Origin of the sequence: Rathayibacter sp. RFBD1, assembly GCF_002932915.1 — a bacterium.
In the GTDB taxonomy this organism is placed as follows: Bacteria; Actinomycetota; Actinomycetes; order Actinomycetales; family Microbacteriaceae; genus Rathayibacter.
This window is the reverse complement of record NZ_PSWQ01000019.1, coordinates 29,504-54,780: the sequence shown is the minus strand read 5'-3', so window position 1 is coordinate 54,780 and position 25,277 is coordinate 29,504. Positions and strand designations below refer to the sequence as shown.

The following is a 25,277-nucleotide window of genomic DNA, read 5'->3' as shown; positions in this document are numbered from 1 at the left end:
ACGCGATGATGACCATCACTTCCATTCACTCGGATCGTCCGGCACGTACCTGCCGGTGAAGGAGCAAGAACAATGGCGTCCGTAACTTTCGACCACGCGTCCCGCGTCTACCCCGGGGCCACTCGCGCCTCCGTCGACAAGCTCAACCTCGAGGTGGGCGACGGCGAGTTCCTCGTCCTCGTCGGCCCCTCCGGCTGCGGCAAGTCCACCTCCCTGCGCATGCTCGCCGGCCTCGAAGAGGTCAACGAGGGCCGCATCCTCATCGGCGACCGCAACGTCACGGACGTTCCGCCGAAGGACCGCGACATCGCGATGGTCTTCCAGAACTACGCGCTGTACCCGCACATGTCGGTCGCCGAGAACATGGGCTTCGCGCTCAAGATCGCCGGCGTCAACAAGGACGAGCGCGCCGCGCGGGTCCTCGAGGCCGCGAAGATGCTCGACCTCGAGCCCTACCTGAACCGCAAGCCGAAGGCGCTCTCCGGTGGCCAGCGCCAGCGCGTCGCGATGGGCCGCGCCATCGTCCGCAAGCCCCAGGTGTTCCTCATGGACGAGCCGCTGTCGAACCTCGACGCCAAGCTCCGCGTGTCCACCCGCACCCAGATCGGCACGCTCCAGCGCCGCCTGGGCATCACCACGGTCTACGTCACCCACGACCAGACCGAGGCGCTCACCATGGGCGACCGCATCGCGGTCCTCAAGGACGGCCTCCTCCAGCAGGTCGGCTCGCCCCGCGACCTGTACGAGAACCCGAAAAACGTCTTCGTGGCCGGCTTCATCGGCTCGCCCGCGATGAACCTGTTCCACGCGGACGTCACCGACGGCGGCGTCAAGTTCGGCGACACCGTCCTCCCGATCGCCCGCGAGGCGCTCGCGAAGACGAGCCAGAAGGTCGTCACGCTCGGCGTGCGACCCGAGGACGTCACCGTCTCGACCCAGCCCGGCGGACTGCCGATCGAGGTCGACCTCATCGAGGAGCTCGGCTCGGACGGCTACCTCTACGGCCACACCGAGGTCGAGGGCCGCCGCACCGACATCGTCGCGCGCGTCGACGGCCGCGTGCACCCGACCGCGGGCGACCGCGTGTACGTGACCGCGAACCACCGTGTGCACATCTTCGACGCGGAGTCGGGCGAGCGCCTCTCCTGAGCCTCCTCCTGCACCGCACGCTGCCGCCGTCCCCTCCAGGGCGGCGGCAGCGTCGTCTGCGGCTCCCCCACCGTCCGACACGCGACACGAACGGCGCACCATGTCCGGCTCCCTGAACATCACCTCGGCCACCGTCGACCCGGCCCTGCTCGACCTGCCGTGGAACCTGCGGCTCGACGACTGGCCCGACGAGTACATCGCCGCCCTGCCGAAGGGCATCTCGCGGCACACGGTCCGCTTCGCCCACCTCTCCGGTCACGTCGTCGCCGTCAAGGAGACGACCGCCGAGATGTCGCGGCGCGAGTACGAGATGCTGAAGACGCTGCAGCGCCTCGACGTGCCGTGCGTGGTTCCGGGCGCGGTGATCACGAACCGCACCGACGACGAGGGCGAGGCCCTGCCCGCCGTGCTGGTCACCCGTCACCTCAAGTTCTCGCTCCCCTACCGGGCGCTCTTCTCGCAGACGCTGCGGCCGGACACGGCGACCCGTCTGGTCGACGCGCTGGCGCTCCTCCTGGTCCGCCTGCACGTGATCGGCTTCTTCTGGGGCGACGTGTCCCTTTCGAACACCCTCTTCCGGCGCGATGCCGGCGCCTTCGCCGCCTACCTGGTCGATGCGGAGACCGGGCAGCTCTACTCGGGCGGCCTCTCGAACGGCCAGCGCGAGAACGATCTGGAGATCGCCCGCGTCAACATCGCCGGCGAGCTGCTCGACCTCGAGGCCGGCGGTCGCGTCGACGACGACCTCGACCCGATCACCGTCTCCGACGGCATCGTCGCGGCGTACCGCAGCCTCTGGAAGGAGCTGACCGGTGCCGAGTCGTTCGCGACGTCGGAGCGCTGGCGGATCAACGACCGCGTGAACCGGCTGAACGAGCTGGGCTTCGACATCGAGGAGCTCGCGATCAGGACCGACGAGGCCGGGTCCACGGTGCGGATCCAGCCGAAGGTGGTCGACGCCGGCCACCACCAGCGGCGGCTGCTCCGTCTCACCGGGCTGGACGCGCAGGAGAACCAGGCGCGGCGCCTGCTCAACGACCTCGACTCGTACACGGCGACCTACGACAAGCAGGGCCTGGACGAGGAGATGGTGGCGCACGAGTGGCTGGCGCAGGTGTTCGAGCCGGTCATCCGCTCGATCCCCCGTGATCTCAAGGGCCGCCTGGAGCCGGCCGAGATGTTCCACCAGCTGCTCGAGCACCGATGGTTCATGTCGCAGCAGCAGGCGCGCGACGTCCCCCTGGCGGAGGCGGTCACCGCCTACGTGAACGACATCCTGCGTCACCGCCGCGACGAGGCGACGGTCATCGCTCCTCCCACCGAGGCGCTGACCCTCCCGAACCTCGTCCTCGACGAGTCCGGCGACGCCGAGCTCACCGACGAGGACGCCGACGTCGACTGGACCAAGAACGTCTGACCCCACCACCGCAAGAGGGCCCGCGCTGTCAGCACGGGCCCTCTTCGCATTCCCCCGGCTCGCTCCCCGGAGGCGGCGCCTTCGGTCCGCTCGCCGCAGGCGGCGCCCCTGTCCGCTCGCCGAAGGCGGCGCCCCTGACATCTAAACCTGGAGCGCGGGTGCCGGCGCGGTGAGCTGCAAGGCGGAGGAGGAAGCGATACCGGCGGTATCGCGCCCGACGACAACGCCGCAGATCGCCGTGCCGGCGCTCGCGCTGTGAGCTGGAAGGCGGAGGAGGAAGCGATATCGGCGGTATCGCGCCCGACGACAACGCCGCAGATCGCCGCGCCGGTGCCCGCGCTACTCGGAGGCGGAGCGGAGTTTGGAGATCTCGTAGAGCGCGACCGACGCCGCGATCCCGGCGTTGAGGGATTCGGTGGCGGAGCTGATCGGGATGGAGACGACGGCGTCGCACTGCTCGGTGACGAGGCGGGAGAGGCCCTTGCCCTCGCTGCCGACGACGACGAGGAGCGGCCGGTCGGCGAGTTCGAGGCCGGGGAGCATCACGTCGCCGTCGCCGTCGAGTCCGATGACGAAGACGCCCGCGCGCTTGAAGTCCTTGATCATGGCGGTGAGGTTGGACGCCATCGCGACGGGGATGCGTGCGGCGGCTCCGGCGGAGGTCTTCCAGGCGGCGGAGTTGAGGCCCACGGAGCGGCGCTGCGGGACGATGACGCCCTGTCCGCCGAACGCGGCGACGGAGCGGATGATCGCTCCGAGGTTGCGCGGGTCGGTGATGCCGTCGAGGGCGACGAGGAGAGGGACCGCTCCGCGGGAGACGCTGCGCTCGAGCAGGTCGCTCGGGTGGGCGTACTCGTAGGGCGGCACCTTCAGCACGAGGCCCTGGTGCACGGAGTCGGGGCCGGCGAGGCGGTCGAGCTCCGGGCGCATGACCTCGAGCACGGGAAGGCCGCGGGCGGTGGCGATCTTGAGCGCCTCCTTGACCCGGTCGTCCATCTCGATGCGGGTCGCGAGGTAGAGGGTGGTGGCCGGGATGCTGGCGCGCAGCGCCTCGAGGACCGAGTTCCGGCCCGTCACCATCTCGAAGTCGTCGCCGCTCTTGGGCTTGCGCGACGGGGCGGGGCGCCCCTGTCCGCGGGCGGCCGCGGAGAGGGCTCCGCCGGGACGGCCCTTGCCGCCGGCGGCGACGAAGCGCTCGCGCGCGAGCTTCGCCTTGCCTGCGGGGTGGTAGGGCCGGTCCTCGGCCTTGGGCGTGGGCTTCTTGCCCTCGAGGGCCTGACGGCCCTGACCGCCGGAACCGACGGCCTTGCCCTTGCTCTTCTTTCGGACCGCTCCGGGGCGGCCGGGCTTATTCGCCATCGAGACTCCAATGCGCACCCGTCTGGGTGTCTTCGATCGTGATTCCCGCCGCGGCGAGATCGGTTCGGATGCGGTCGGCGCTCGCCCAGTCGCGCTGCTCGCGCGCGGTCTGGCGTTCGGCGACCAGGCGGTCGACCAGCACGCTGAGCGCGCGGTACGAGGGTTCGTCGTCGGAGCGCGCCCACTCGGGCGCCTCCGGGTCGATGCCGAGCACGGCCGCCATCGCGAGCACCTGGGTGCGCAGGGCCGAGACGGAGCCGAGGTCCTCGGCGTCGAGGGCGGCGTTGCCGGCGCGCACGGTCTCGTGCAGGACGCCGATGGCCTGCGGGACGGACAGGTCATCGTCCATCGCCTCGGCGAACTCCTCCGGAACCACCGGCTCGCCGAGCGCGGCGAACCGCGTGCCGTCGAGGCGGCGGCGGGAGCGCTCGAGGAAGCCCTCGATCCGCTCCAGCGCCGCTTCGGCCTCCTCGAGGGCCCCGTCGTGGAACTCGAGGGTGGAGCGGTAGTGGGCCGAGCCGAGGTAGTAGCGGACGACGAGCGGGCGGGCCGCCTCGAGCAGCTCGGAGGCGAACACCGAGTTGCCGAGCGACTTGCTCATCTTCTGGCCGATGACGGACACGAGGCCGTTGTGCAGCCAGTAGCTGGCGAAGGCGTGGCCGGCGGCGCTGGACTGGGCGAGCTCGTTCTCGTGGTGGGGGAAGCGCAGGTCGAGCCCGCCGCCGTGGATGTCGAACTGGGTGCCGAGATACTTCGTCGACATCGCGGAGCACTCGATGTGCCAGCCGGGGCGCCCGGCGCCCCACGGCGAGGCCCAGGCGGCCGACTCGGGCTCCTCCGGCTTGGCGCCCTTCCAGAGAGCGAAGTCGTGCGGGTCGCGCTTGCCGCGCGGGTCGGCGTCGGTCGCCGCCTCCATGCTCTCGAGGCGCTGGTGGGTGAGCGAGCCGTAGTCCGGCCAGGACCGCGTGTCGAAGTAGACGTCGCCGGAGTCGTCGGGCGCCGGGTAGGCGTGACCGCGCTCGATCAGGGTCTGGATGAGGGTGATCATCTCGGCGATGCTCGCGGTCGCGCGCGGCTCGTAGGTCGGCGGGAGGATGCCGAGGGCCGTGTACGCGGCGGTGAACTCGAGCTCGACGCGGTAGGCGAGCGCCCACCACTGCTCGACCGGCGCGCCCTCGGGCACCCGACGCCGCGCGTCCTCGGCGATGGCGAGGATCTTGTCGTCGATGTCGGTGACGTTGCGCACCAGGGTGACCTGGAAGCCGCGGTACGCCAGCCAGCGGCGCAGCTGGTCGTAGGCGAGGGCGGAGCGCAGGTGCCCGATGTGGGGGGAGGACTGAACGGTGGGTCCGCAGACGTACATCCCGACCTCGTTCTCGCGGAGGGGGACGAAATCGACGAGGGCCTGGGCCTTCGAGTCATGCAGTCGCAGAGTCACGCGGGCGAGTTTACCGGGCGGACCGCTCCCGGCCCGGTCGGCGGCTCCGCCCGGGGACTAACGGGTGACAGCGGGGGTGGGGAGGACGAGTGCCGTCGCGGTCGCGGCGACCCCCTCGCCCCGGCCGGTGAAGCCCAGCGCGTCCGAGGTGGTGGCGGCGACGCTGACCGGTGCGCCGAGCAGCTCCGAGAGCAGCCTCTGCGCCTCCTCGCGCCGCGGCGAGAACTTCGGGCGGTTGCCGATGAGCTGCACCGAGACGTTGCCGATGGCGAAGCCGGCGGCCTCCACCAGCTCGCGGGTCGCGCGGAGGAAGACCTCGCCGTGGGCGTCCGCGAAGCGCGGGTCGGCCGTGCCGAAGCGGGAGCCGATATCGCCGAGACCCGCCGCCGCCAGGAGCGCGTCGCAGATCGCGTGGGCGACCGGGTCGCCGTCGCTGTGCCCGGACAGGCCCCGCTCCCCCGGCCAGTGCAGCCCGGCGAGCCAGAGCGGCGACGCGTCGTCGAACGCGTGCACGTCCGTGCCGATGCCGACGCGCGGCACGACGACGACGGGCGGCGGTGCGAGCACCTGCTCGGCGCGGGCCAGGTCCCAGGGGGTGGTGATCTTGAAGGCGAGCGGGTCGCCGGCGACGACGATCGAGGGACTGCCGCGCGAGGCGAGGAGCGCCGCGTCATCGGTGAAGTCCTCCTCCGCCGAGGCGTAGGCCTCGTCGAGGAGCGCGCGCGGGAAGCCCTGCGGCGTCTGCACCGCGGCGAGCTCGGAGCGGTCCACCGTGACGAGGATCCCGCCGTCGGCGCGGATGCGCTTGATCGTGTCGGTGACCGGCAGACCCGGGATCACTCCGCCGCCCGTCTCCCGGACCGCCGCGATCACCCGCTCGAACTGGTCGACGGGCGTGAGGGCGCGGGCGGCGTCGTGCACGAGCACCGTCTCGACGGCCGGACCGAGCGCCCGGAGCCCTCGAGCGACCGACTCCTGGCGGCTGGCGCCTCCGGCGACGACGCTGACGGAGCCGTCCGGGGCTCCGGCGGCGTGCGTCAGAGCGGCCGTCTCCTCGAGGAGGGCGGCGGGAGCCACGACGACGATCTGGACCGGCTCCGCGAGCAGCAGCACCGTGCGCAGGCTGCGCTCGAGGATCGTCCTCCCCGCGCAGTCGACGTAGGCCTTGGGGCGCTCGCGGCCGAGCCTCGTGCCGCTGCCGGCGGCGACGACGACGACGGCCGCGGTCGGCGCGCCGGCCGGACCGTTCAGGATGCGAGGACCTCGTCGAGGAGCACGGAGGCGGCGTCCTCATCGGTCTTCTCGGCCAGGGCGAGCTCGGAGACGAGGATCTGGCGGGCCTTGGCGAGCATGCTCTTCTCTCCCGCCGAGAGGCCGCGGTCGCGGTCGCGGCGGGTGAGGTCGCGGACGACCTCGGAGACCTTGACGACGTCTCCGGACCCGAGCTTCTCGAGGTTGGCCTTGTAGCGGCGCGACCAGTTGGTCGGCTCCTCGACGACCTCGGCGCGCAGGACCTCGAACACGCGCTCGACGCCCTCGCGGCCGATGACGTCGCGGACGCCGACCAGGTCGACGTTGTCGGCGGGCACCTCGATGACGAGGTCGCCCTGCGCGACGCGGAGCTTCAGGTACGTCTTCTCCTGGCCCTTGATCGTCCGGGTCTTCACCTCGGCGATCGTGGCGGCTCCGTGATGGGGGTAGACGACCGTCTCTCCGACCTCGAACTGCATGCGACGTCCTTTCAGCGGCGGACAGATTACCATGCGCGCCGAGCGGGACGGGAGTCCGGACGGGCGGAGCCGCGGTGCTCGCTACGCTAGCCTGGTGTTGGCTCGTGCACAGTGAAGTCGCCCTGTCCGGGGCGAGCGGGGCCGACGATCTGGAGGTTCCTGTGAAGGCGCGTATCGCTGCATCCGTCGTTCTCGCGGTCGGCGTCGCCCTCGCTACCGCCGGCTGCAACCTCGTCGCCCCGCAGGCGACGCGCAAGATCTACGACCCGAGCGACGGAGTCGGCGCGACGATCGGCGATCTCGCCATCCGCAACGCGATGATCGTCTCGGACGACGGCGAGGCCGGCACCCTGATCGTGACGCTCGTGAACTCCACCGATGAGGCGCTGAGCGTCGAGGTGCAGTACGAGGGCTCCGCGGGCCGCACCAGCGACACCGTCGACGCCGTCCCCGGCCGTACCGAGGTCCGCCCCGACAGCACCGAGGCCGTCCAGATGGATGACATCGACACGATCCCCGGCGGCCTGCTCCCCGTCTACTTCCAGTACGGCTCCGAGCAGGGCAAGGAGCTCCTCGTCCCCGTCCTGACGAACGCCCTCGAGGCCTACTCGACGCTGACCCCCGCGCCCTCCGCGACGCCGACCGTCACCCCGACGGCCGACCCCGCCCGGACCGCGCTCCCCACTCCGACCGCCGAGCCCGGCGTCGACGCTCCCACCGCGGAGTAGCCCCCTCCGCCCTCGAGGGCCGTCCACCCGGTGGGCGGCCCTTCGTCGTCCCCGCAAGTCTCGATACGGTGACTCCGTCGGCCACTCAACCACCAGGCGGGCGACGTCCGGCTGTGCGGGTCTCGATACGCCGACTACTCGACCACCACGCCCTGAGCGACGCCCCCGACCGGCTCGTCGCGCAGCGACGGCCCCACCCCGCGGCTCGTCGCGCAGCGACGGCCCCACCCCTCACCCCTCCAGTACAGGGTTGATCGCGGGTCCTGGCGGGGTGAGCTGCAAGGCGGAGGAGGGCGCGATACCAGCGGTATCGCAACCGACGACAACGCCGCAGATCGCCCCGCCAGGGCCCGCGATCAAGCGTCGAAGCGGTAGCCGAGGCCGCGGACAGTAACCAGGAGCACCGGCTCCTTCGGCGTCTTCTCGATCTTCGAGCGGATGCGCTTGACGTGGACGTCGAGGGTCTTCGTGTCGCCGAAGTAGTCGCTCCCCCAGACGCGGTCGATGAGCTGGCCGCGGGTGAGGACACGGCCCGCGTTGCGGAGGAGCATCTCGAGGAGCTCGAACTCCTTGAGGGGCATCGGGGTCTCGACGCCGTCGACTTCGACCGTGTGGCGTTCGATGTCCATGCGGACGGGGCCGGCGACGACGATCCGCTCCTCGCCGGGCTCCTCGGTGCGGCGTCGGAGGACGGCGCGGATGCGGGCGAGCAGTTCGCGGGTGGAGTAGGGCTTGGTGACGTAGTCGTCCGCGCCGAGCTCCAGGCCGACGACGATGTCCACTTCGGAGTCCTTGGCGGTGACCATGATGATCGGGACGGAGGAGCGGGTGCGGATCTCGCGGCAGACCTCGGTGCCGGGCATGCCGGGCAGCATGAGGTCGAGGAGGATCAGGTCGTAGTCGCCCTCGTCGAAGGCGGCGACGGCGCGGTTGCCGTCCTCGGCGACGGTGACGTCGTAGCCCTCGCGTTCGAGCAGGTAGCTGAGGGGCTCGCTGAGGGCGCTCTCGTCCTCGACGAGCAGGATGCTGGTCACGCGTGTTCTCCTATCGGGGCGGTCGCCGCGAAGGGCGTCCGGGCGGGGTCGGCTTCGGGGAGCCGGATGGTGAAGGTGGAGCCGCGGCCGGGCTTGGACCAGACGCGGACGTCGCCGCCGTGGTTCTGCACGGCGTGCTTGACGATGCTGAGGCCGAGGCCGGTGCCGCCGGTGTGGCGGGAGCGGGCCTGGTCGACGCGGTAGAAGCGCTCGAACACCCGGTCGAGGTCCTCCTCCGGGATGCCGATGCCCTGGTCGGTGACGGCGATCTCGACGACGCCGCCGGTGGAGCGGACGCCGATGCCCACGCGGGAGCCGGCGGGCGAGTACTGGATGGCGTTGGCGAGGAGGTTGTGCAGCGCCGAGACGAGCATCTTCTCCTGCCCCACGACGTAGGCCTTCTTCATCCCGCCCTTGACCAGGGTGACGTCGTGCGACTCCGCCATGACGTGGGTGGTCTCGAGCGCCGCCGTGACGACGTCGTCGACGCGGATGATCTCGGCGGAGCCGGCGACGTCGGCGGCCTGGAGGCGGGAGAGCTCGATGATCTCGCGGGTGATCTTCGCGAGGCGGTGCGACTCCTGGGTCAGCCGGTGCGCGAAGCGGCGCACCTGCTGGGGGTCGTCGGCGGCGGAGTCGAGGGCCTCGGCGAGCAGGCCGACGGCGCCGATCGGGGTCTTCAGCTCGTGGGAGATGTTGGCGACGAAGTCCCGGCGGACGGCCTCGAGCCGGCGCGCCTCGGTGTGGTCCTCGGCGATGACGAGGACGTAGCGGGAGCCGAGGCGGGTCGCGTGGACGACGAGCGTCACGGCAGCGTCGGAGAGCGGGCTGGTCGCGAGCTCGAGGTCCTGGACGATGTCGTCGCCGAAGCGGCGGACGCGGTCGACGATGGCGACGAGGTCGGGGTGGAGCAGCGTGTCCTGCGAGACCAGGCCGAGCGCGACGGCGCGGGTGGACGCCTTCAGCACGTTGTGCGACGGGTCGGTCACGAAGGCGGGCGAGCCGACGGCGTCGATGATCGCCTCGATCCCCTCGGGGAGCCCGACCGAGATCACGTCCTGCGCGATGCGGCCCTGGCGGGCGGCGAGCGTGAGCACGGTCGTCAGAAGGATCCCGATCGCGACACCGAGAACGAGCGACAGAACCACAATCAAGCCCGAATCCACGGACCCAGGCTAACCATCCACCGGGCGTCCCCCTACCGGACGCCCGTCGATCCTCCGGGGGTCGAGTACTGTTCAAACGCCCGGCACCGTCCGTTAACCTGCCGTGGTCATCATGACTGCGCCTGCGCCCACGGAGTGCAGTCGCAGCGGCGTGCGAGGTGCTCGCCGCAGATCCGGCGCCGTCGTCCGCGTGCGCCGTAGAGAGGGTCGAACACAGATGCGCGAAGTTTTCCAGCAGGAGCTGGCCGAGGTCCAGGAACGACTCGTCGAGATCTCCGGACTCGTCGAGATCGCCATCGAGAAGGCGACCCAGGCGTTCAACCACTCCGACGTCACCCTCGCGGAGGAGGTCATCGCGAGCGACGCGCGCATCGACGAGCTGGCCATCAGCCTCGACGAGCTCGCGATCGACATCCTCGCCCGGCAGAACCCGGTCGCCCGCGACCTGCGGATCGTCGTCTCGGCGCTGCGCATCAGCGCGTCGCTCGAGCGGATGGGCGACATCGCCGAGCACATCGCCCAGCTCTCGCGCTACCGCTTCCCCGACAAGGTGGTCCCCAAGAGCCTGCGTCCGACGTTCGTCGAGATGGGCCGCCTCGACGTGGTCGTCGCACACAAGCTGACCGACCTGCTCCGCTCGCAGGACCCGCGCATCGCCGAGGAGATCCGCGACGAGGACGACAAGATCGACGAGCTGCACGTCAGCGTCTTCGACAAGGTGCTCAGCGAGGCGTGGAAGGGCCAGGCCGCCGACACCGTCGACGCGACCCTCGCCAGCCGCTACCACGAGCGCTTCGCCGACCACGCCGTGTCGATCGCCAAGAAGGTCCAGTACCTGATCTCGGGCGACTACTCCTAGTCGACACCTCGGGCTCCGGCCCGTCTCATCGTCCGGCCCGCAGGAACGATCGTCTCCTGCGGGCCGGACGTGTCCGTGCGCTCCGCCTCCGGGGCTACGGGAACGGCCCGCCGGAGTCGAGGACTCGGGCGGGCCGTTCACGCGTGCGGGGCGGTGCTACTTCTTGGCGCCCTGGGCGGCGACGGCGGCGGCACCGGCGGCCGCGGCCTCGGGGTCGAGGTAGCGCGCCTCCCCGATCGGCTCGAAGTCCTCGTTCAGCTCGTAGACGAGCGGGATCCCGGTCGGGATGTTGAGCTCCGCGATGTCCGAGTCCGAGATGCCGTCGAGCGTCTTCACCAGCGCGCGGAGGGAGTTGCCGTGCGCGGTGATCATGACGGTCTTGCCCGAGGCGAGGTCCGGCTTGATGTCGGACTCCCAGTACGGAAGCATCCGCTCGATCACGAGCTTCAGCGACTCGGTGCGGGGCAGTGCGTCGCCGAGGTCGGCGTAGCGCTCGTCGTGCGCCTGCGAGTACTGGTCGTCGTCGTCGAGCGGGGGCGGCGGCACGTCGAAGGAGCGGCGCCAGGTCTGGAACTGCTCGGGGCCGTACTCGGCGAGGGTCTGCGCCTTGTCCTTGCCCTGCAGGGCGCCGTAGTGGCGCTCGTTGAGGCGCCAGGAGCGCTTGACGTCGATCCACAGGCGGTCGGCGACCTCGAGGGCGATGTTGGCGGTCTGGATCGCACGCGTCTGGCGCGACGTGTAGACGATGTCGGGGTGCAGGCCCGCCTCGGTCAGCAGCTCGCCGGCACGGGTGGCCTCCGCGACTCCCTGCTCGGTCAGGCGCACGTCGACCCAGCCGGTGAACAGGTTCTTCTGGTTCCACTCGCTGTTGCCGTGGCGCACGAGGATGAGGGTGTAGGTCTCGGACATGCGTCCAGCTTAGAGGCGGCCCCCTCGCCCGCGGATACGCTGGAGAGCATGCCCATCGGAGCCGTCACCCGCGGAACGACGGGCACGAACCGCCTCCGCCGGGTCGACCGCCGGCTCGCCGAGCTGCCCGTCCTGCGCAGCACCGCCTCCCCGCTCGTCGTCGATCTCGGCTTCGGGGCGAGCGCGGTCACCACGCTCGAGCTGCACCGCCGGCTCGTCCGGGCCGCGCCCGACGTCGAGGTGCTCGGCCTCGAGATCGAGCCCGCACGGGTCGACACCGCTCGGCGCCAGCTCGCCCGGGTGAGGGAGGGCGGCACGCCGTTCCCCGCGGACGCGCGCGTGCGCTTCGAGCGCGGCGGCTTCGAGGTGCCCCTGCCCGCGGGGCGGCGGGCGGGCGTCATCCGCGCCTTCAACGTGCTCCGCCAGTACGACGAGGACGCGGTTCAGGGAGCCTGGGCGACGATGACGGACCGCCTGCAGCCCGACGGCGTCCTGGTCGAGGGCACCTGCGACGAGATCGGCCGCATCTGCACCTGGATCGAGGTCGGCCGGGAGGGCCCGCGCTCGCTGACCCTCTCGCTCCGGCTCGCGGCGATCCCCTCGCCGATGACGGCGGCCGAGCGCCTGCCGAAGGCCCTCATCCACCGCAACGTGCCCGGCGAGGGCGTGCACGCCTTCCTCTCCGCCCTCGAGCGGGCGTGGACGCTGAACGCCCCTCTCGCCGTCTACAGTCCGGGTCAGCGCTGGATCGCGGCGGTCCGGGACCTCCGGCCGGAGTGGCCGGTCCTCGGCGGGCCGCGGCGCTGGCGCCTGGGCGAGGTGACGGTCGCGTGGGAGGCGGTCGCCCCCTCCTCCTGAGCGCCCGACCTGAGCACCGGGCCTCCTGAGCCCTAGGCGAGCGGGGGCAGGGCGGCCCGAGCCTCGGCGGGAGCGGCGCCGGTCGCCGTGAGCAGGTCGACGACGAGCGGGCGGAGCAGGACGAGCACCGTCTTCTCGGCGAGGCGCGCCTCCGGGATCAGCCGCTGGGGGTCGAGCGTGGTCGCGAGCAGCACGAGGTCCTGACGCGCCAGGGCGAGCACCGAAGGATCGGCGACCGCGCGGCCGAGCAGCGCGATGCCCGGGCCGAGGGCGGCGACCGCTCCGGCGAGCGCCGGCCGCGGGGCGCCGTCCCCGACGAGAAAGTCGGTGCGGCGCGCGACGATGCGCAGGTTCCGGGTCGCGAGATCCAGCGCGGACAGCATCACGGCCTGGCGGGAGAGCTCGCCGCGGTGCCGGCGGACGAACGGCGAGATCCGGGCGACGCCGGTCGCGGAGTCGAGCGCCGCGGTCCAGCCGTCGATGACCGGCTGCGTCCCGCGGATCCGCTCGAGGGCCGCGGTGGACGCCGAGGAGTCGCCCCGGCGGAGCGCCCCGGCCAGCTCCTCCACGGTCCGGCTGAGCGCGGTGAGGAGCCGGTGCGCCTCGGCCCGCGCTGTGCGCAGCGGCGGGCGGGGCACGATCGCCGTGCAGAGCAGCGCCGCGAGCCCGCCGATCAGGCCGTCGACGCTCCGGGTGAAGACGCCTCCGTCCGGCGCAGGGAGGACCATCACCAGCATCGCCTGGGTCCCGGCGGCCACGGCGAACCCCGGCGAGGGCGAGAGGGCCCGGCCGAGCGTGAAGACGATCGCGAGGACGACGCCGAGCTGCCAGACGCCGCTCCCCCACAGCAGGAGCAGGACCTCGCTGGCCGTGATGCCGATGAGCATCCCCGTCGCTGTCTCGGCCACCTGCTTGGGGCGGGTGTCGCGCGCGATGCCGAGGCTCGAGATCGTGGCCGTCAGTGCCAGCACCGGCGAGGGGTGCCCGAGGAGGAAGTGCGCGACGGAGTAGGCGAGGATCGCCGCGAGCACGATCTGCAGCACGGCGGGAGCGACGCCCCCGCGCGGGCGAGGGCGCGCGCGGGACTCAGCTCGGGGGTCCGGACGAGACCGCGCAGCCGCTCGGCCGCCCGGCCCCGCTCGGCGGGACGTGCGGCCACCACGGCGTGGCCTACCTGGTCGTCGCCCCGAGGCGGGGCAGGCGGGGCACTCCCGCCTCCGCTCCGGCTCCGGGCGGGACCACGACCTCCTGGGCCGCGGCCACGCGCGAGTCGCCGGCCAGCACGGTCAGCTCGAGGTCCACCGGGACGCTCCGCTTGACGACCGCGAGAGCGACCGGTCCGTCCTCGTAGTGCCAGGCGCTGGAGGTGACCGTGCCGACCTCGACCGGCTCGCCGCCCTTGAGCGCCGTGACGACGTCGCCGTGGGCGGGGAGGACCGAGTCGGAGCCGTCGAGCTGCAGCAGGACCAGGCGCCGCGGCGGGTGGCCGAGATTGTGCACCTTCGCCACCGTCTCCTGGCCCCGGTAGCAGCCCTTGGCGAGGTGCACGCTCGAGCGGAGGAGGTCGAGCTCGTGCGGGATGGACCGCTCGTCGACCTCGGTCGCGTGGCGCGGGCGCCAGGCGGCGATGCGCAGCGCCTCGAGGGCGTCGACCCCGGCGAGGGCCACTCCCCTCCCGACGGCCGTCTCCGCGAGGGCCTCGAGGGCCGCTCGCGGGACCAGGACCTCGCGCAGCTCCCAGGAGGCCCCGGGGTGCTCTGTGGTCAGCGCGTACTGCCAGCCGCCCGGCTGGACCTGCGACCACGGGTCGCTCCAGACGACGGGCTCCTCGGCCAGGGACAGGGCGAGCGTCAGGGCCGGCCCGTCGCCGAGGGCGGCGAGGGTCGCGAAGTCGTCGGTGCGGTCGGCGACCTCGACGCGGAGCATGAAGCGCATCCGGTCGAGCCAGGCGGCCAGGCCGGCCGTCTCGTCGCGGTCGAGCAGGAGCCAGGCGGTCTCGCCGTCGTCGATGAGGCGGATGACGTGCTCGATCCGGCCGGTCGGGTCGAGCAGGAGCGTCTCGGCCGACGCGCCGGGAGCGAGGCGCGAGACGGCCTGGCTGGTGAGCGAGTCGATCCAGGTGAGGCGGTCCGGCCCCGTGACGGTCACGACGCCGCGGCCTGAGAGGTCGACGAGCGCGGTGCCCGCGGCGAGAGCGCGCTGCTCGCGGAAGGGCTCGCCGTAGTGGGCGGCGACGCCGGGCTCGGCGGCGCTCGTCGTGGCGACGGCGCCCGGGGCTGCCAGGAGCGGGGAGAGCGCGTCAGTCGACACGGGCGAGCCGTCCGGAGGAGTGGGTCCGCAGGCCCTGGCCGAGCGCGGCGATGTCCCACGCCCACAGCAGGTGGTCGTCGACCAGGCCGTAGAGCCGGGTGGCGGCGGCGTAGTCCTTCGCCGCGGCGGTGCGCATCACCGCGTCGGTCGCGAGGTCGATCCGCGGCCCCTTGACCTGGCCGAGGTAGAGCTCGCTGACCCCGTCCGGGTGCACGAGCGAGACCTCGATGTCGAACCCGCCGGCGGCGTTGCGCAGCGTCTCGACGGACTCCGCGTCGGGGAAGGCGGGTGCGCCGCGGCCGGGCAGCATTCCCGGGCCGGCGTCGGAGTCGGTCAGAGCGCGGCTGAGGCGCCAGTAGCCGGTCTCGGTGACCAGCGGCCGGGGCTCCTCCTCGGCGCCCTCCTCGATCAGCCACGTGTAGGAGTTGTAGTTGAGGTACGGGAGGCCGTCGTAGCTGAAGCTGATGCGATGGCCGAACTCGGCCTGGACGGAGTCGTCGCCGATCGTGTAGTCGATGACGCCCGAGCCCTCCCAGACGCCGAGCAGCCAGGACAGGGGGACGAGCTCGGGCGGCAGGCCCGACGGAAGCGAGATCACTCGGGCTCCGGCGGCGGCTAGCGCTGGCCGCGGTAGAGCTTGTAGACGACCACGCCGGAGACCCACGCGATGGCGAGGGAGGCGAGCCCGAGCAGACCGAGGTAGAAGAGTTCCAGGGCGAGAAGCATGCGCTCATCCTACCCGCCGCCTCCGACGCAGGGGCGGGGCGGACGCGACCGCTCAGGCGGTGCGGATCCGGGCGCTCGGGACGGGAGGGCGCGACTGCTCAGGCGGGGAGGAGGAGGGCGATCCCGCTCGCGACCGCGACCACGGCCATCGCTCCGACGATGCTCGTCATCGCGCGGAGGAGGTACCCCTCGGCGCGGGCCACGGCGAGCTGCACCGCGAAGGTCGCGAGCACGCAGCCGCCGAACGTCAGCGCGAGCCAGAGCTGCCGGGACTCCGGAGCGGCGATCGCCAGCGTCAGCACGGAGCCCGCGAGTGCGAGCGCCCAGACGACTCCGATGCCCACCCGATCCCTGCCCATCCGACAATTGTGCCCCAGGCGGACGCCCCTCCCGGCCCGCCGCTAGTATTGCGGGCAGACCAGTTCTGGAGGATCCGTGGCGCAGTTGTTGATACTGACCTCGGCGGGAGGCGCCGAGGTGCTCCCCGCACTGGGGCTCCTCAGCCACCGGACCCGGCAGATCCCCGCGGAGCCCGCCCAGCTCGTGAACGCCCCGAGCTGCGATCTGATCCTGGTCGACGCGCGGCAGGACCTCGCCAGCGCCAAGTCGCTCTGCAAGATCCTCACGACCACGGGCATCAACGTCCCCCTCATCCTGATCCTCACGGAGGGCGGGCTCACGGCCGTCTCGGCCGACTGGGGCGTCAACGACGTCATCCTCGACTCGGCCGGCCCCGCCGAGGTCGACGCCCGCATCCGCCTGGTGATCGGCCGGCTGGCGCAGGAGCAGTCGACCTCGCGCATCCAGGCGTCGGGCGTCGTGATCGACGAGGCCAGCTACTCCGCCAAGGTGCACGGGCGCCCGCTCGACCTCACCTTCAAGGAGTTCGAGCTCCTCCGCTTCTTCGCCACGCACCCCTCGCGCGTCTTCACCCGCGAGCAGCTGCTGAGCGAGGTGTGGGGCTACGACTACTTCGGCGGCACCCGCACGGTCGACGTGCACGTGCGGCGCCTCCGCGCGAAGCTCGGCGACCTGGAGTCGCTGATCGGCACGGTCCGCAACGTCGGATACCGCTTCAACGTGTACGAAGAGGACAATGAGCGAGTCGCTCAACCTGTCCGTTGAGGATCTGGCCGATCCCGCGGTGGCGGCCGGCCTCGAGCACCTGATCGGGCGCGCCGCCTGGTTCGACCACCAGCCCCCCTTCAGCGACCAGACGCTCGTCGACGCCCGGGCCGGCTCGCGCACCCTCCTCGTGGGGCTGCGCGCCGACGTGGTCGTGGCGGCGGCGATCCTCGGGCAGGGCGAGCTGGAGTTCGTCGTCGATCCGGAGTGGCGCGGGGTCGGCTTCGGCACCGCGACCCTGGAGCAGGTCCTCGCGAGCGGCCGGACGGGCCTGCTCGCCTGGGCGCACGGCGACCACCCCGCCGCCCGGGCCCTCGCGGCCTCCCACGGCTTCGCACCGGTTCGCACCCTCCTGCACCTCGAGCTCGAGCCGCTCGCCGCCCCCGAGGTCCGCGTCCCCGAGGGCGTCGTCCTCTCGGACGCCCGCGACCTCGCTCCGGCCGAGTGGATCGCCCTGAACGCGCGGATCTTCGCCGCGCACCCCGAGCAGGGGCGGATGACGGAGGAGGACCTGGCGGCCCGCCGCGCCGAGCCGTGGTTCGACGAGGGCGACTTCCTCCTGCTCCGCGACGCCGACGGCACGCTCCTCGGCTATGACTGGCTCAAGATCGAGCCCGGATCGACGACCGGCGAGATCTACGTCCTCGGGGTCGCCCCCGAGGCGGCCGGACGGGGACTCGGCCGCACCCTGCTGAACGCCGGGCTCGCGCGGATGCTCGAGCGCGGCTGCACCACGGCCGACCTCTACGTCGAGGCCGAGAACCGGTCGGCGGTGGCGCTCTACCGCTCGCTCGGGTTCACGGACGCCTCCGTCGACGTGCAGTACCTGCAGCGCGCCGCGCCGCTGCGCTGAGCCGGCACTCCTCCACAGGGCCTCCCCCGGCCCCGTTCATCCGGCATTCACGAGCGGCGGCGCGGAGCGGACGGACGCGGTGCCAGGATGGTCGCATGGACGGCGACAACCTGCTTCTCGAAGACGGTCTCAGCGATGACCTCGACGACGACTTCGACGACGAGGAGGAGCACTCGGACCCGCTCCTCCCCGACAACCGCTACCTCGACCGGGAGCTGAGCTGGCTCGCGTTCAACCAGCGCGTGCTCGAGCTCGCGGAGGATCCGCTGGTTCCGGCGCTCGAGCGGGCGAACTTCCTGGCGATCTTCTCGTCCAACCTCGACGAGTTCTTCATGGTCCGGGTCGCCGGCCTCAAGCGCCGCATCCTCACGGGGCTCGCCCTGCCGACGAACATCGGCCGCGTGCCGGTCGACGTGCTGACCGACATCTCGGAGAAGGCGCACCTGCTGCAGCAGCGCCACTCCCGAGCGTTCAAGGAGCTCGTCGAGCCCGCCCTGCGCGACGGCGGCATCGACCTCGTCCGCTGGGACGAGCTGAGCGACGCCGAGCGCACCGTGCTGGACGACTACTTCTCGGCCCAGGTGTTCCCGGTGCTGATGCCGCTCGCGGTCGACCCGGCGCACCCGTTCCCCTACATCTCCGGCCTCTCGCTCAACCTCTCGGTGCGGGTGCGGAACCCGAAGACGCAGAAGGTCGAGTTCGCGCGCCTCAAGGTGCCGCAGATGCTCCCCCGCTTCGTCCGGATCGCCGGCGTCGCGGCGCCGGGCGAGCCGATGCGGTTCATCTCGCTCGAGGACCTGATCGCCAACCAGCTGGACGACCTGTTCCCCGGCATGGAGATCCTCGACCACCACGTGTTCCGGGTGACGCGCAACGAGGACGTCGAGGTCGACGAGGACGAGACCGAGAACCTGATCAAGGCCCTCGAGAAGGAGCTGCTGCGCCGCCGGTTCGGCCCGCCCATCCGCCTCGAGGTCACCGACGACATGGACGACGAGACGCTGGGCCTGCTGGTCCGCGAGCTCGACATCACGACGCAGGAGGTCTACAAGCTCCCGGCCCCGCTCGACCTCAGCGGGCTCTTCAGCCTGCAGAAGATCGACCGCCCGGACCTGAAGTACCCCAATCACGTCCCGACGACGGCGGTGCAGCTCTCGCCCAGCGAGCCCAACCAGCGGCAGGACGTCTTCAAGGTGGTCTCCCGTGGCGACGTGCTCCTGCACCACCCCTACGAGTCCTTCGCGACGAGCGTGCAGTCGTTCCTCGAGCAGGCGGCGGCCGATCCGGACGTGCTCGCGATCAAGCAGACGCTCTACCGCACCTCGGGCGACTCCCCCATCGTCGAGGCGCTCATCGACGCGGCCGAGTCGGGCAAGCAGGTGCTCGCCCTGGTCGAGATCAAGGCGCGCTTCGACGAGCAGGCGAACATCTCGTGGGCGCGCAAGCTCGAGAAGGCGGGCGTGCACGTGGTCTACGGGCTCGTCGGGCTGAAGACCCACTGCAAGCTCGCGCTCGTCATCCGCCAGGAGAAGGGCGGAGTGCTCCGCCACTACTCCCACATCGGCACCGGCAACTACAACCCGAAGACCTCGCGCATCTACGAGGACCTCGGACTCCTGACGGCCGACCCCGAGGTCGGCAAGGACCTCACGCGTCTGTTCAACGAGCTCTCGGGCTACGCGATCGAGAAGAAGTTCAAGCGCCTGCTCGTCGCGCCGCGCCACCTGCGGAAGGGCCTGCTCAAGCGGATCGCCGCCGAGACCGAGAACGCCCGCGCGGGGCGCCCCTCGGGCATCCGGATCAAGGTCAACTCGATCGTCGACGAGTCCGTGATCGACGCGCTCTACCGCGCCAGCCAGGCCGGCGTGCCGGTCGACGTGTGGGTGCGCGGCATCTGCGGGCTGAAGCCCGGCCAGGAGGGGCTCTCCGAGACCATCCGCGTGCGCTCGATCCTCGGCCGCTACCTCGAGCACTCCCGCATCTTCAGCTTCGTCAACGGCGGCGAGCCGGACGTCTTCATCGGCAGCGCCGACATGATGCACCGCAACCTCGACCGCCGCGTCGAGGCTCTGGTGCGGATCGTCGAGCCGGCGCACCTCAGCGAGATCGACGACATGTTCGAGCGGGCGATGGACGAGCGGACCGCCTCCTGGTGGCTCGGCCCGGACGGCGACTGGACGCGGCACCACCTCGACGAGGAGGGCGCTCCGCTCGCCGACCTGCAGAACCAGCTGATGCAGCACATCACCCACCGCAAGCGCGCGGCGACACGGTCCGCCAACCGGGCCTCCAGCCGCTGACGCCCGTGACGGGCACCGTCTACGCAGCAGGAGCGGTGTGCTGGCGGATCATCGAGGGCCGCCCGCACATCCTCGTGATCCACCGGCCGCACCGCCGGGACGTCAGCCTGCCCAAGGGCAAGGTCGACGCGGGCGAGTCCCTCCCGGAGACCGCGGTCCGCGAGATCCGCGAGGAGACCGGGCTCTCGGTGGCGCTCGGGGTGCCGCTGGGGTGCACCGAGTACACGCTGCCGAGCGGGCGCCCGAAGGCCGTCTACTACTGGGCGGCGCAGGTGACCGAGAAGGCCGTCCTGGCGTCCGACTTCCTCCCGAACGACGAGGTCGAGGCGCTCGAGTGGGTGACGCTCAAGCGGGCCCGGAGCTACCTGACCTATCCGCACGACGTGACGATCGTCGACGAGTTCGCCCGGATCGCCGCACGCGGTGCGCTCGAGACCTTCGCGATCGTGGTCCTGCGGCACGCGAAGGCGGTGCCCGCCTCCTCCTGGGACGGCCGCGACTCCACCCGCCGCCTCACCGGGCGCGGCCGGGTCGAGGCCGCGGCCGCCGCTCAGGCCGTGGCCGCCTGGCGCCCGCGCCGCCTCGTCTCGAGCACCGCCAAGCGCTGCCGGTCGACCATCGCCCCGCTGTCCGGTCTGGTCAGGAAGCCGGTCAAGCTGCGCGACGACCTCAGCCAGGAGGCGCACGAGCAGGGCACCGCCGACGTCCGCGCCCTCGTCGGCAAGCGGGTCCGCGCCCGCCGCACCGCCGTCCTCTGCAGTCACCGGCCGGTGATCCCCGAGATCCTGCGGGAGATCGCCCTCGCCACGGCGACTCCTCTCGGCGCCTACCTCGACGAGGCGGCAGCGCTCCCGACCGGGGGCTTCGCCGTGGTGCACCTCTCCACCGGTCACCCCGGCTCCGGCATCGTCGCGATCGAGACGCACACGCCGCTGGCCTGACCCGCCCGGGCCGCGCTGAGCGACCGGCTCGACGGATCCCTCCGGACCGGGCCGGTCGCGCAGCCGGGACGCGCCCGACGCACCGCGCCTTCCCCGCCGCCCCTCCGCTCCGCAATCCCCGGGGCGGACCCGTTCACCGCGCGTTCACCGAGCGGTCGGTGCCAGGACACGACCCCTCCGTACTCTCGCTCGCGGGCTGCACCAGGCCCTGTTCTGTTTTCCACGCTTTCCTACCCGAAAGGGATACTTGTGAGATTCTCGCGTCTCGGCCAGGCGGCCGTCGTCGCCGCCGTCGCAGCGATCACGCTGACCTCCTGCGCTGCCAACGAGGCACCGGCCGCAGGCGGCAGCTCCGGCTCCGCCACCACCTCCACGCTTTCCGGCACCATCACCGGGATCGGCTCGTCCGCTCAGGGCACCGCGCAGACCACCTGGGCCGCCGCGTTCCAGACCGCGAACCCCGAGGTCACGGTCAACTACGACCCGCAGGGCTCCGGCGCCGGCCGCACCAACTTCATCGACGGCGCCGCCGACTACGCCGGCTCCGACTCCGCGCTCAAGGACGAGGAGCTCGCGGGCACCTTCGCCGCCTGCGCCCCCGACACCAAGGCGATCGACCTCCCGGTCTACATCTCGCCGATCGCGGTCATCTTCAACGTGGAGGGCGTCGACGAGCTCAAGCTCGACGCGGCCACCATCGCGGGCATCTTCAAGGGCACCATCACCTCCTGGGACGCCCCGGAGATCACGGCCCTGAACCCCGACGCGACCCTCCCGTCGGCGAACATCACCTCCGTGCACCGCTCGGACGACTCGGGCACCACGCAGAACTTCACCGACTACCTCGCGGCCACCGCGAGCGACGTCTGGGACGCTCCTGCCGCGCAGACCTTCCCGTACCAGAGCGGTGACGGCGCCAAGGGCACCTCGGGTGTCGTCGACGCGGTCAAGAACGGCACCAACACGATCGGCTACGCCGACGAGTCCGGCGCCCAGGGCATGGACATGGCCCAGCTGAAGGTCGGCGACGCGTTCTCGACCATCTCGGCCGACGGAGCCGCGGCGGTCGTCGCCGCCTCGCCCATCGCCGAGGGCCGCGAGGACAACGACCTCGCGATCAAGATCGACCGCACCGGCACCGAGGCGGACGCCTGGCCGATGGTCCTGGTCAGCTACCTCATCGTGTGCCAGGAGTACGCGGACGCCGACAAGGGCGAGGTCGTCAAGTCCTTCGCCTCCTACGTCGCGAGCGAGGAGGGCCAGGAGGCCGCCGCCGCTCAGGCCGGCTCCGCTCCCCTGAGCTCCGAGCTCGCCTCGACCGTCGCCACCGCGATCGAGTCGATCAAGTAGTCCCACCGGCAGGGCCCGTCTCGCAGCACGATCGGCGGGACGGGCCCCGCCTGTGCCGGGCTCGACCCACCGGACGCCCCCTCCGAGCCCTAGCATCTCCCTGTGCGCCCCGCCGAACCCCTCGTCTGAAGAGAGTCCCCTGGAATGGCAACTGAGACCGTCGTCCGCCCGAAGGCGAAGGTGCGTGTCGGAGATCGGGTCTTCTCGATCTCGACCGTCGCCGCCGGCTCCCTCATCCTCCTCGTCCTCGCCGCCGTCGCGATCTTCCTGATCGCGCAGTCGATCCCCGCGTTCACCGCGCCGGCCGGCAGCCTCCCCGGCGACGCGACGAGCTTCTGGGCCTACGTCGGCCCCCTGGTGTTCGGCACGGTCTGGTCGGCGGTGATCGCCCTGGTGATCGCCCTGCCGCTCTCGATCGCGATCGCCCTCTTCATCTCGCACTACGCGCCGCGACGCATCGCGATGGCCCTCGGCTACGTGGTCGACCTCCTCGCCGCCGTCCCCTCGGTGGTCTTCGGCCTCTGGGGCGCGACCGTGCTGGCGCCGATGGTGCAGCCCTTCTACCTCTTCCTCAACGTGAACATCGGCTGGTTCCCGCTCTTCGGCGGCCAGGCGTCGGGCACCGGCAAGACGATCCTCACCGCCTCGGTGGTGCTGGCCGTCATGGTCATCCCGATCATCACCGCGGTCTGCCGCGAGATCTTCCTCCAGGCCCCGCGCCTGCACGAGGAGGCGGCGCTCGCGCTCGGCGCGACCCGCTGGGAGATGATCCGCATGGCCGTCCTGCCCTTCGGCGCTCCGGGCATCGTCTCGGCCGCCATGCTCGGCCTCGGCCGGGCCCTCGGCGAGACGCTCGCCGTCGCGATGGTGCTCTCGCCCGCGACGGTCGTCTCCTTCCTCCTGCTCACCTCGCAGAACTCGAACACCATCGCCGCGAACATCGCGCTGCAGTTCCCGGAGGCGAGCGGAGTCGGCGTGAACGTCCTCGTCGCCTCGGGCCTCATCCTCTTCGTCATCACCCTCGTCGTGAACTCGGTCGCGCGGTTCATCGTCAACCGCCGCAAGGCCTTCTCGGGAGCCAACTGATGTCCGCCGCCACCTCGTCGATGCCCTTCTCGCTGCAGGCGGGCAAGCTGCCCAAGGGCACTCCCTGGATGCTGCTCGTCGGCAGCTGGGTCGTGTTCGCCGCCGTCTTCCTGATCCTCCAGGCGGCCGGCATGATGAACGACTTCAGCCTCGTCGGAGCGATCTTCTGGGGCACCGTCCTCTTCGACGTCGCCATCTACGTGGTCTCGCGCCTGGTCGAGGGCGGCCGCAAGGCTGTCGACCGCCTCGTGACCTCGCTGGTCGCGACCGCGTTCATCATCGCGCTGCTCCCGCTGATCTCCCTGCTCTACACGGTCGTCTCCAACGGAGTCGCGCGGTTCGATCCGCTCTTCTTCTCCTCGTCGATGCGCAACGTCATCGACGCGGGCGGCGGCGCCCTCCACGCGATCATCGGCACGCTCGAGATCACGGCCATGGCCGCGCTGATCTCGGTGCCGATCGGCCTGCTCACCTCGATCTACCTCGTCGAGTACGGCCGCGGCCACCTCGCCCGGGCGATCACCTTCTTCGTCGACGTGATGACGGGCATCCCCTCCATCGTCGCGGGCCTGTTCGCGTACGCGCTCTTCGCGCTGCTCCTCGGCCCCGGCGTCCGGATGGGCTTCGCCGGCTCGATCGCCCTCGCCGTGCTGATGATCCCCGTGGTCGTCCGCTCGTCGGAGGAGATGCTGAAGCTGGTCCCGAACGAGCTGCGCGAGGCGTCCTACGCCCTCGGCGTGCCGAAGTGGCTGACCATCGTCAAGATCGTGCTGCCGACCTCCATCGCCGGCATCACGACGGGCATCACCCTCGCGATCGCCCGCGTCATCGGCGAGACCGCCCCGCTGCTCATCGTCGCCGGCTTCACGGCGTCGATGAACTACGACCTCTTCAGCGAGCGGATGATGACCCTCCCGGTCTTCGTCTACACGCAGTACGCGAACCAGGGTCCCGACGCCGAGGCGTTCCTCAACCGGGCCTGGACCGGCGCGCTGGCCCTCATCCTGATCGTCATGGCGCTGAACCTGGTCGCCCGCCTGATCGCGAAGATCTTCGCCCCCAAGCTCGGCCGCTGACACCCACCACTCGGCTCCGGCCGGAATCCCCGAAGGAAGCAATGTCCAAGCGCATCGAGGTCAACGACCTCAACGTCTACTACAGCCAGTTCCTCGCGGTGGAGGGCGTCTCGCTCGCCATCGAGCCCCGCACGGTCACCGCCTTCATCGGCCCGTCCGGCTGCGGCAAGTCGACCTTCCTCCGCACGCTCAACCGCATGCATGAGGTCATTCCCGGCGCGCACGTCGAGGGCGAGGTCCTGATCGACGGCAACAACCTGTACGGCCCGGGCGTCGATCCGGTGCAGGTCCGCCGGCAGGTGGGCATGGTCTTCCAGCGCCCCAACCCGTTCCCGACGATGTCCATCCGGGACAACGTGCTGGCCGGCGTGAAGCTCAACAACCGCCGCATCTCGAAGTCGGACGCGGACGCGCTCGTCGAGCGCTCGCTCCAGGGCGCGAACCTCTGGAACGAGGTGAAGGACCGCCTCGACAAGCCGGGCTCCGGTCTCTCCGGCGGCCAGCAGCAGCGTCTGTGCATCGCCCGCGCGATCGCCGTCTCCCCCGACGTCCTCCTGATGGACGAGCCCTGCTCGGCCCTCGACCCGATCTCGACCCTCGCGATCGAGGACCTCATCGAGGAGCTCAAGAACGACTACACGATCGTCATCGTGACCCACAACATGCAGCAGGCCTCGCGCGTCTCGGACCGCACCGCGTTCTTCAACATCGCGGGCACCGGCAAGCCGGGCAAGCTCATCGAGTACGACGACACCGCGACGATGTTCTCGCGCCCGTCCGTCCAGGCGACCGAGGACTACGTCTCGGGCCGCTTCGGCTGATCCGCCGCAGGCGAGAGCGAGCCGCGTCCCTCCGGGGTCGCG

The 25,277-nt window shown here is 71.5% G+C and carries 24 protein-coding genes; 13 read left to right on the top strand and 11 right to left on the bottom strand.

Features of this window, described 5'->3' with window-relative positions:
• The first annotated feature begins 72 nt into the window (after positions 1 to 72).
• Positions 73 to 1,149, top strand: coding sequence for an ABC transporter ATP-binding protein (locus C5D50_RS08625; RefSeq protein WP_104283279.1), 1,077 nt, complete (start codon positions 73 to 75; stop codon positions 1,147 to 1,149).
• Between the two features lie 100 nt (positions 1,150 to 1,249).
• Positions 1,250 to 2,566, top strand: coding sequence for a DUF4032 domain-containing protein (locus C5D50_RS08620; RefSeq protein ID WP_104224592.1), 1,317 nt, complete (start codon positions 1,250 to 1,252; stop codon positions 2,564 to 2,566).
• 339 nt (positions 2,567 to 2,905) lie between these two features.
• Here C5D50_RS08620 and rlmB read toward each other — a convergent pair whose 3' ends face one another.
• Genes rlmB through C5D50_RS08600 form a run of 4 tightly spaced genes read right to left on the bottom strand, consistent with a single transcriptional unit; the run spans position 2,906 to position 7,093 of the window.
• Positions 2,906 to 3,925: a 23S rRNA (guanosine(2251)-2'-O)-methyltransferase RlmB gene (gene rlmB / locus C5D50_RS08615; protein ID WP_104224591.1), complete on the bottom strand. Its 1,020-nt coding sequence runs from the start codon at positions 3,923 to 3,925 to the stop codon at positions 2,906 to 2,908.
• Positions 3,915 to 5,363, bottom strand: coding sequence for a cysteine--tRNA ligase (cysS, locus tag C5D50_RS08610; RefSeq protein WP_104258202.1), 1,449 nt, complete (start codon positions 5,361 to 5,363; stop codon positions 3,915 to 3,917). Before cysS ends, rlmB begins: the two co-directional genes overlap by 11 nt.
• Before the next feature lie 57 nt (positions 5,364 to 5,420).
• Positions 5,421 to 6,617 (bottom strand): 2-C-methyl-D-erythritol 4-phosphate cytidylyltransferase, encoded by a 1,197-nt coding sequence (gene ispD, locus C5D50_RS08605; RefSeq protein ID WP_104283278.1) that lies wholly within the window; start codon positions 6,615 to 6,617, stop codon positions 5,421 to 5,423.
• Complete coding sequence (locus C5D50_RS08600) at positions 6,611 to 7,093, bottom strand: CarD family transcriptional regulator (protein WP_104224589.1); 483 nt, start codon at positions 7,091 to 7,093, stop codon at positions 6,611 to 6,613. The genes ispD and C5D50_RS08600 overlap by 7 nt, the downstream gene beginning before the upstream one ends.
• 161 nt (positions 7,094 to 7,254) lie before the next feature.
• Between C5D50_RS08600 and C5D50_RS08595 the strand changes: the two genes are divergently transcribed.
• Positions 7,255 to 7,821: a hypothetical protein gene (locus tag C5D50_RS08595; RefSeq protein WP_104224588.1), complete on the top strand. Its 567-nt coding sequence runs from the start codon at positions 7,255 to 7,257 to the stop codon at positions 7,819 to 7,821.
• A 356-nt stretch (positions 7,822 to 8,177) separates the two neighbouring features.
• On the opposite strand, the gene C5D50_RS08590 is transcribed toward C5D50_RS08595, so the two are convergent.
• Together C5D50_RS08590 and C5D50_RS08585 are read right to left on the bottom strand one after the other, a co-directional pair.
• Complete coding sequence (locus C5D50_RS08590; RefSeq protein ID WP_104227263.1) at positions 8,178 to 8,855, bottom strand: response regulator transcription factor; 678 nt, start codon at positions 8,853 to 8,855, stop codon at positions 8,178 to 8,180.
• Positions 8,852 to 10,021 carry a cell wall metabolism sensor histidine kinase WalK gene (locus C5D50_RS08585; RefSeq protein WP_104283277.1) on the bottom strand — a complete coding sequence of 390 codons (1,170 nt, stop codon included), beginning with the start codon at positions 10,019 to 10,021 and terminating at the stop codon, positions 8,852 to 8,854. The genes C5D50_RS08590 and C5D50_RS08585 overlap by 4 nt, the downstream gene beginning before the upstream one ends.
• A 217-nt stretch (positions 10,022 to 10,238) precedes the next feature.
• Here C5D50_RS08585 and phoU point away from each other — a divergent pair, with 217 nt between their 5' ends.
• Positions 10,239 to 10,880 (top strand): phosphate signaling complex protein PhoU, encoded by a 642-nt coding sequence (gene phoU / locus C5D50_RS08580; protein ID WP_104224693.1) that lies wholly within the window; start codon positions 10,239 to 10,241, stop codon positions 10,878 to 10,880.
• Between the two features lie 156 nt (positions 10,881 to 11,036).
• Here the strand turns inward: phoU and C5D50_RS08575 are convergent, their stop codons facing one another.
• Positions 11,037 to 11,789, bottom strand: coding sequence for a phosphoglyceromutase (locus tag C5D50_RS08575; protein ID WP_104224694.1), 753 nt, complete (start codon positions 11,787 to 11,789; stop codon positions 11,037 to 11,039).
• A 48-nt stretch (positions 11,790 to 11,837) separates the two neighbouring features.
• Here C5D50_RS08575 and C5D50_RS08570 point away from each other — a divergent pair, with 48 nt between their 5' ends.
• Positions 11,838 to 12,647, top strand: coding sequence for a class I SAM-dependent methyltransferase (locus C5D50_RS08570; protein WP_104283276.1), 810 nt, complete (start codon positions 11,838 to 11,840; stop codon positions 12,645 to 12,647).
• 32 nt (positions 12,648 to 12,679) lie between these two features.
• Here C5D50_RS08570 and C5D50_RS08565 read toward each other — a convergent pair whose 3' ends face one another.
• The 4 genes from C5D50_RS08565 to C5D50_RS08550 all read right to left on the bottom strand — a co-directional run bounded on the left by C5D50_RS08565 (position 12,680) and on the right by C5D50_RS08550 (position 16,042).
• Positions 12,680 to 13,690: an aromatic acid exporter family protein gene (locus C5D50_RS08565; protein WP_104283275.1), complete on the bottom strand. Its 1,011-nt coding sequence runs from the start codon at positions 13,688 to 13,690 to the stop codon at positions 12,680 to 12,682.
• A gap of 127 nt (positions 13,691 to 13,817) precedes the next feature.
• Positions 13,818 to 14,957, bottom strand: coding sequence for a folate-binding protein YgfZ (locus tag C5D50_RS08560; protein ID WP_104283274.1), 1,140 nt, complete (start codon positions 14,955 to 14,957; stop codon positions 13,818 to 13,820).
• Positions 14,947 to 15,555: an FABP family protein gene (locus C5D50_RS08555; RefSeq protein WP_104283273.1), complete on the bottom strand. Its 609-nt coding sequence runs from the start codon at positions 15,553 to 15,555 to the stop codon at positions 14,947 to 14,949. Before C5D50_RS08555 ends, C5D50_RS08560 begins: the two co-directional genes overlap by 11 nt.
• A gap of 226 nt (positions 15,556 to 15,781) precedes the next feature.
• Entirely contained in the window at positions 15,782 to 16,042 is a 261-nt protein-coding gene (locus C5D50_RS08550; RefSeq protein ID WP_146076503.1) for a hypothetical protein, read from the bottom strand.
• Between the two features lie 76 nt (positions 16,043 to 16,118).
• On the opposite strand from C5D50_RS08550, the gene C5D50_RS08545 reads away from it, so the two are divergent.
• The 8 genes from C5D50_RS08545 to pstB all read left to right on the top strand — a co-directional run bounded on the left by C5D50_RS08545 (position 16,119) and on the right by pstB (position 25,235).
• Positions 16,119 to 16,808, top strand: coding sequence for a winged helix-turn-helix domain-containing protein (locus tag C5D50_RS08545; protein ID WP_104224700.1), 690 nt, complete (start codon positions 16,119 to 16,121; stop codon positions 16,806 to 16,808).
• Complete coding sequence (gene mshD, locus C5D50_RS08540; RefSeq protein ID WP_104249369.1) at positions 16,780 to 17,661, top strand: mycothiol synthase; 882 nt, start codon at positions 16,780 to 16,782, stop codon at positions 17,659 to 17,661. Before C5D50_RS08545 ends, mshD begins: the two co-directional genes overlap by 29 nt.
• A gap of 95 nt (positions 17,662 to 17,756) precedes the next feature.
• The gene (locus tag C5D50_RS08535; RefSeq protein ID WP_104283271.1) at positions 17,757 to 19,961 is read left to right on the top strand and encodes an RNA degradosome polyphosphate kinase; all 2,205 of its coding nucleotides are present in this window, start codon (positions 17,757 to 17,759) and stop codon (positions 19,959 to 19,961) included.
• A 5-nt stretch (positions 19,962 to 19,966) separates the two neighbouring features.
• Positions 19,967 to 20,902, top strand: coding sequence for an NUDIX domain-containing protein (locus C5D50_RS08530; RefSeq protein WP_104224703.1), 936 nt, complete (start codon positions 19,967 to 19,969; stop codon positions 20,900 to 20,902).
• A gap of 249 nt (positions 20,903 to 21,151) precedes the next feature.
• Complete coding sequence (gene pstS / locus C5D50_RS08525) at positions 21,152 to 22,252, top strand: phosphate ABC transporter substrate-binding protein PstS (protein ID WP_104283270.1); 1,101 nt, start codon at positions 21,152 to 21,154, stop codon at positions 22,250 to 22,252.
• A 144-nt stretch (positions 22,253 to 22,396) separates the two neighbouring features.
• A complete protein-coding gene (pstC, locus tag C5D50_RS08520; protein WP_104227270.1) occupies positions 22,397 to 23,338 on the top strand; it encodes a phosphate ABC transporter permease subunit PstC in 942 nt (313 codons plus the stop codon).
• Positions 23,338 to 24,414, top strand: a complete 1,077-nt coding sequence (pstA, locus tag C5D50_RS08515) for a phosphate ABC transporter permease PstA (RefSeq protein WP_104224706.1) — start codon at positions 23,338 to 23,340, stop codon at positions 24,412 to 24,414. The genes pstC and pstA overlap by 1 nt, the downstream gene beginning before the upstream one ends.
• 41 nt (positions 24,415 to 24,455) lie before the next feature.
• Complete coding sequence (pstB, locus tag C5D50_RS08510; RefSeq protein ID WP_104224707.1) at positions 24,456 to 25,235, top strand: phosphate ABC transporter ATP-binding protein PstB; 780 nt, start codon at positions 24,456 to 24,458, stop codon at positions 25,233 to 25,235.
• Positions 25,236 to 25,277: the final 42 nt, after the last annotated feature.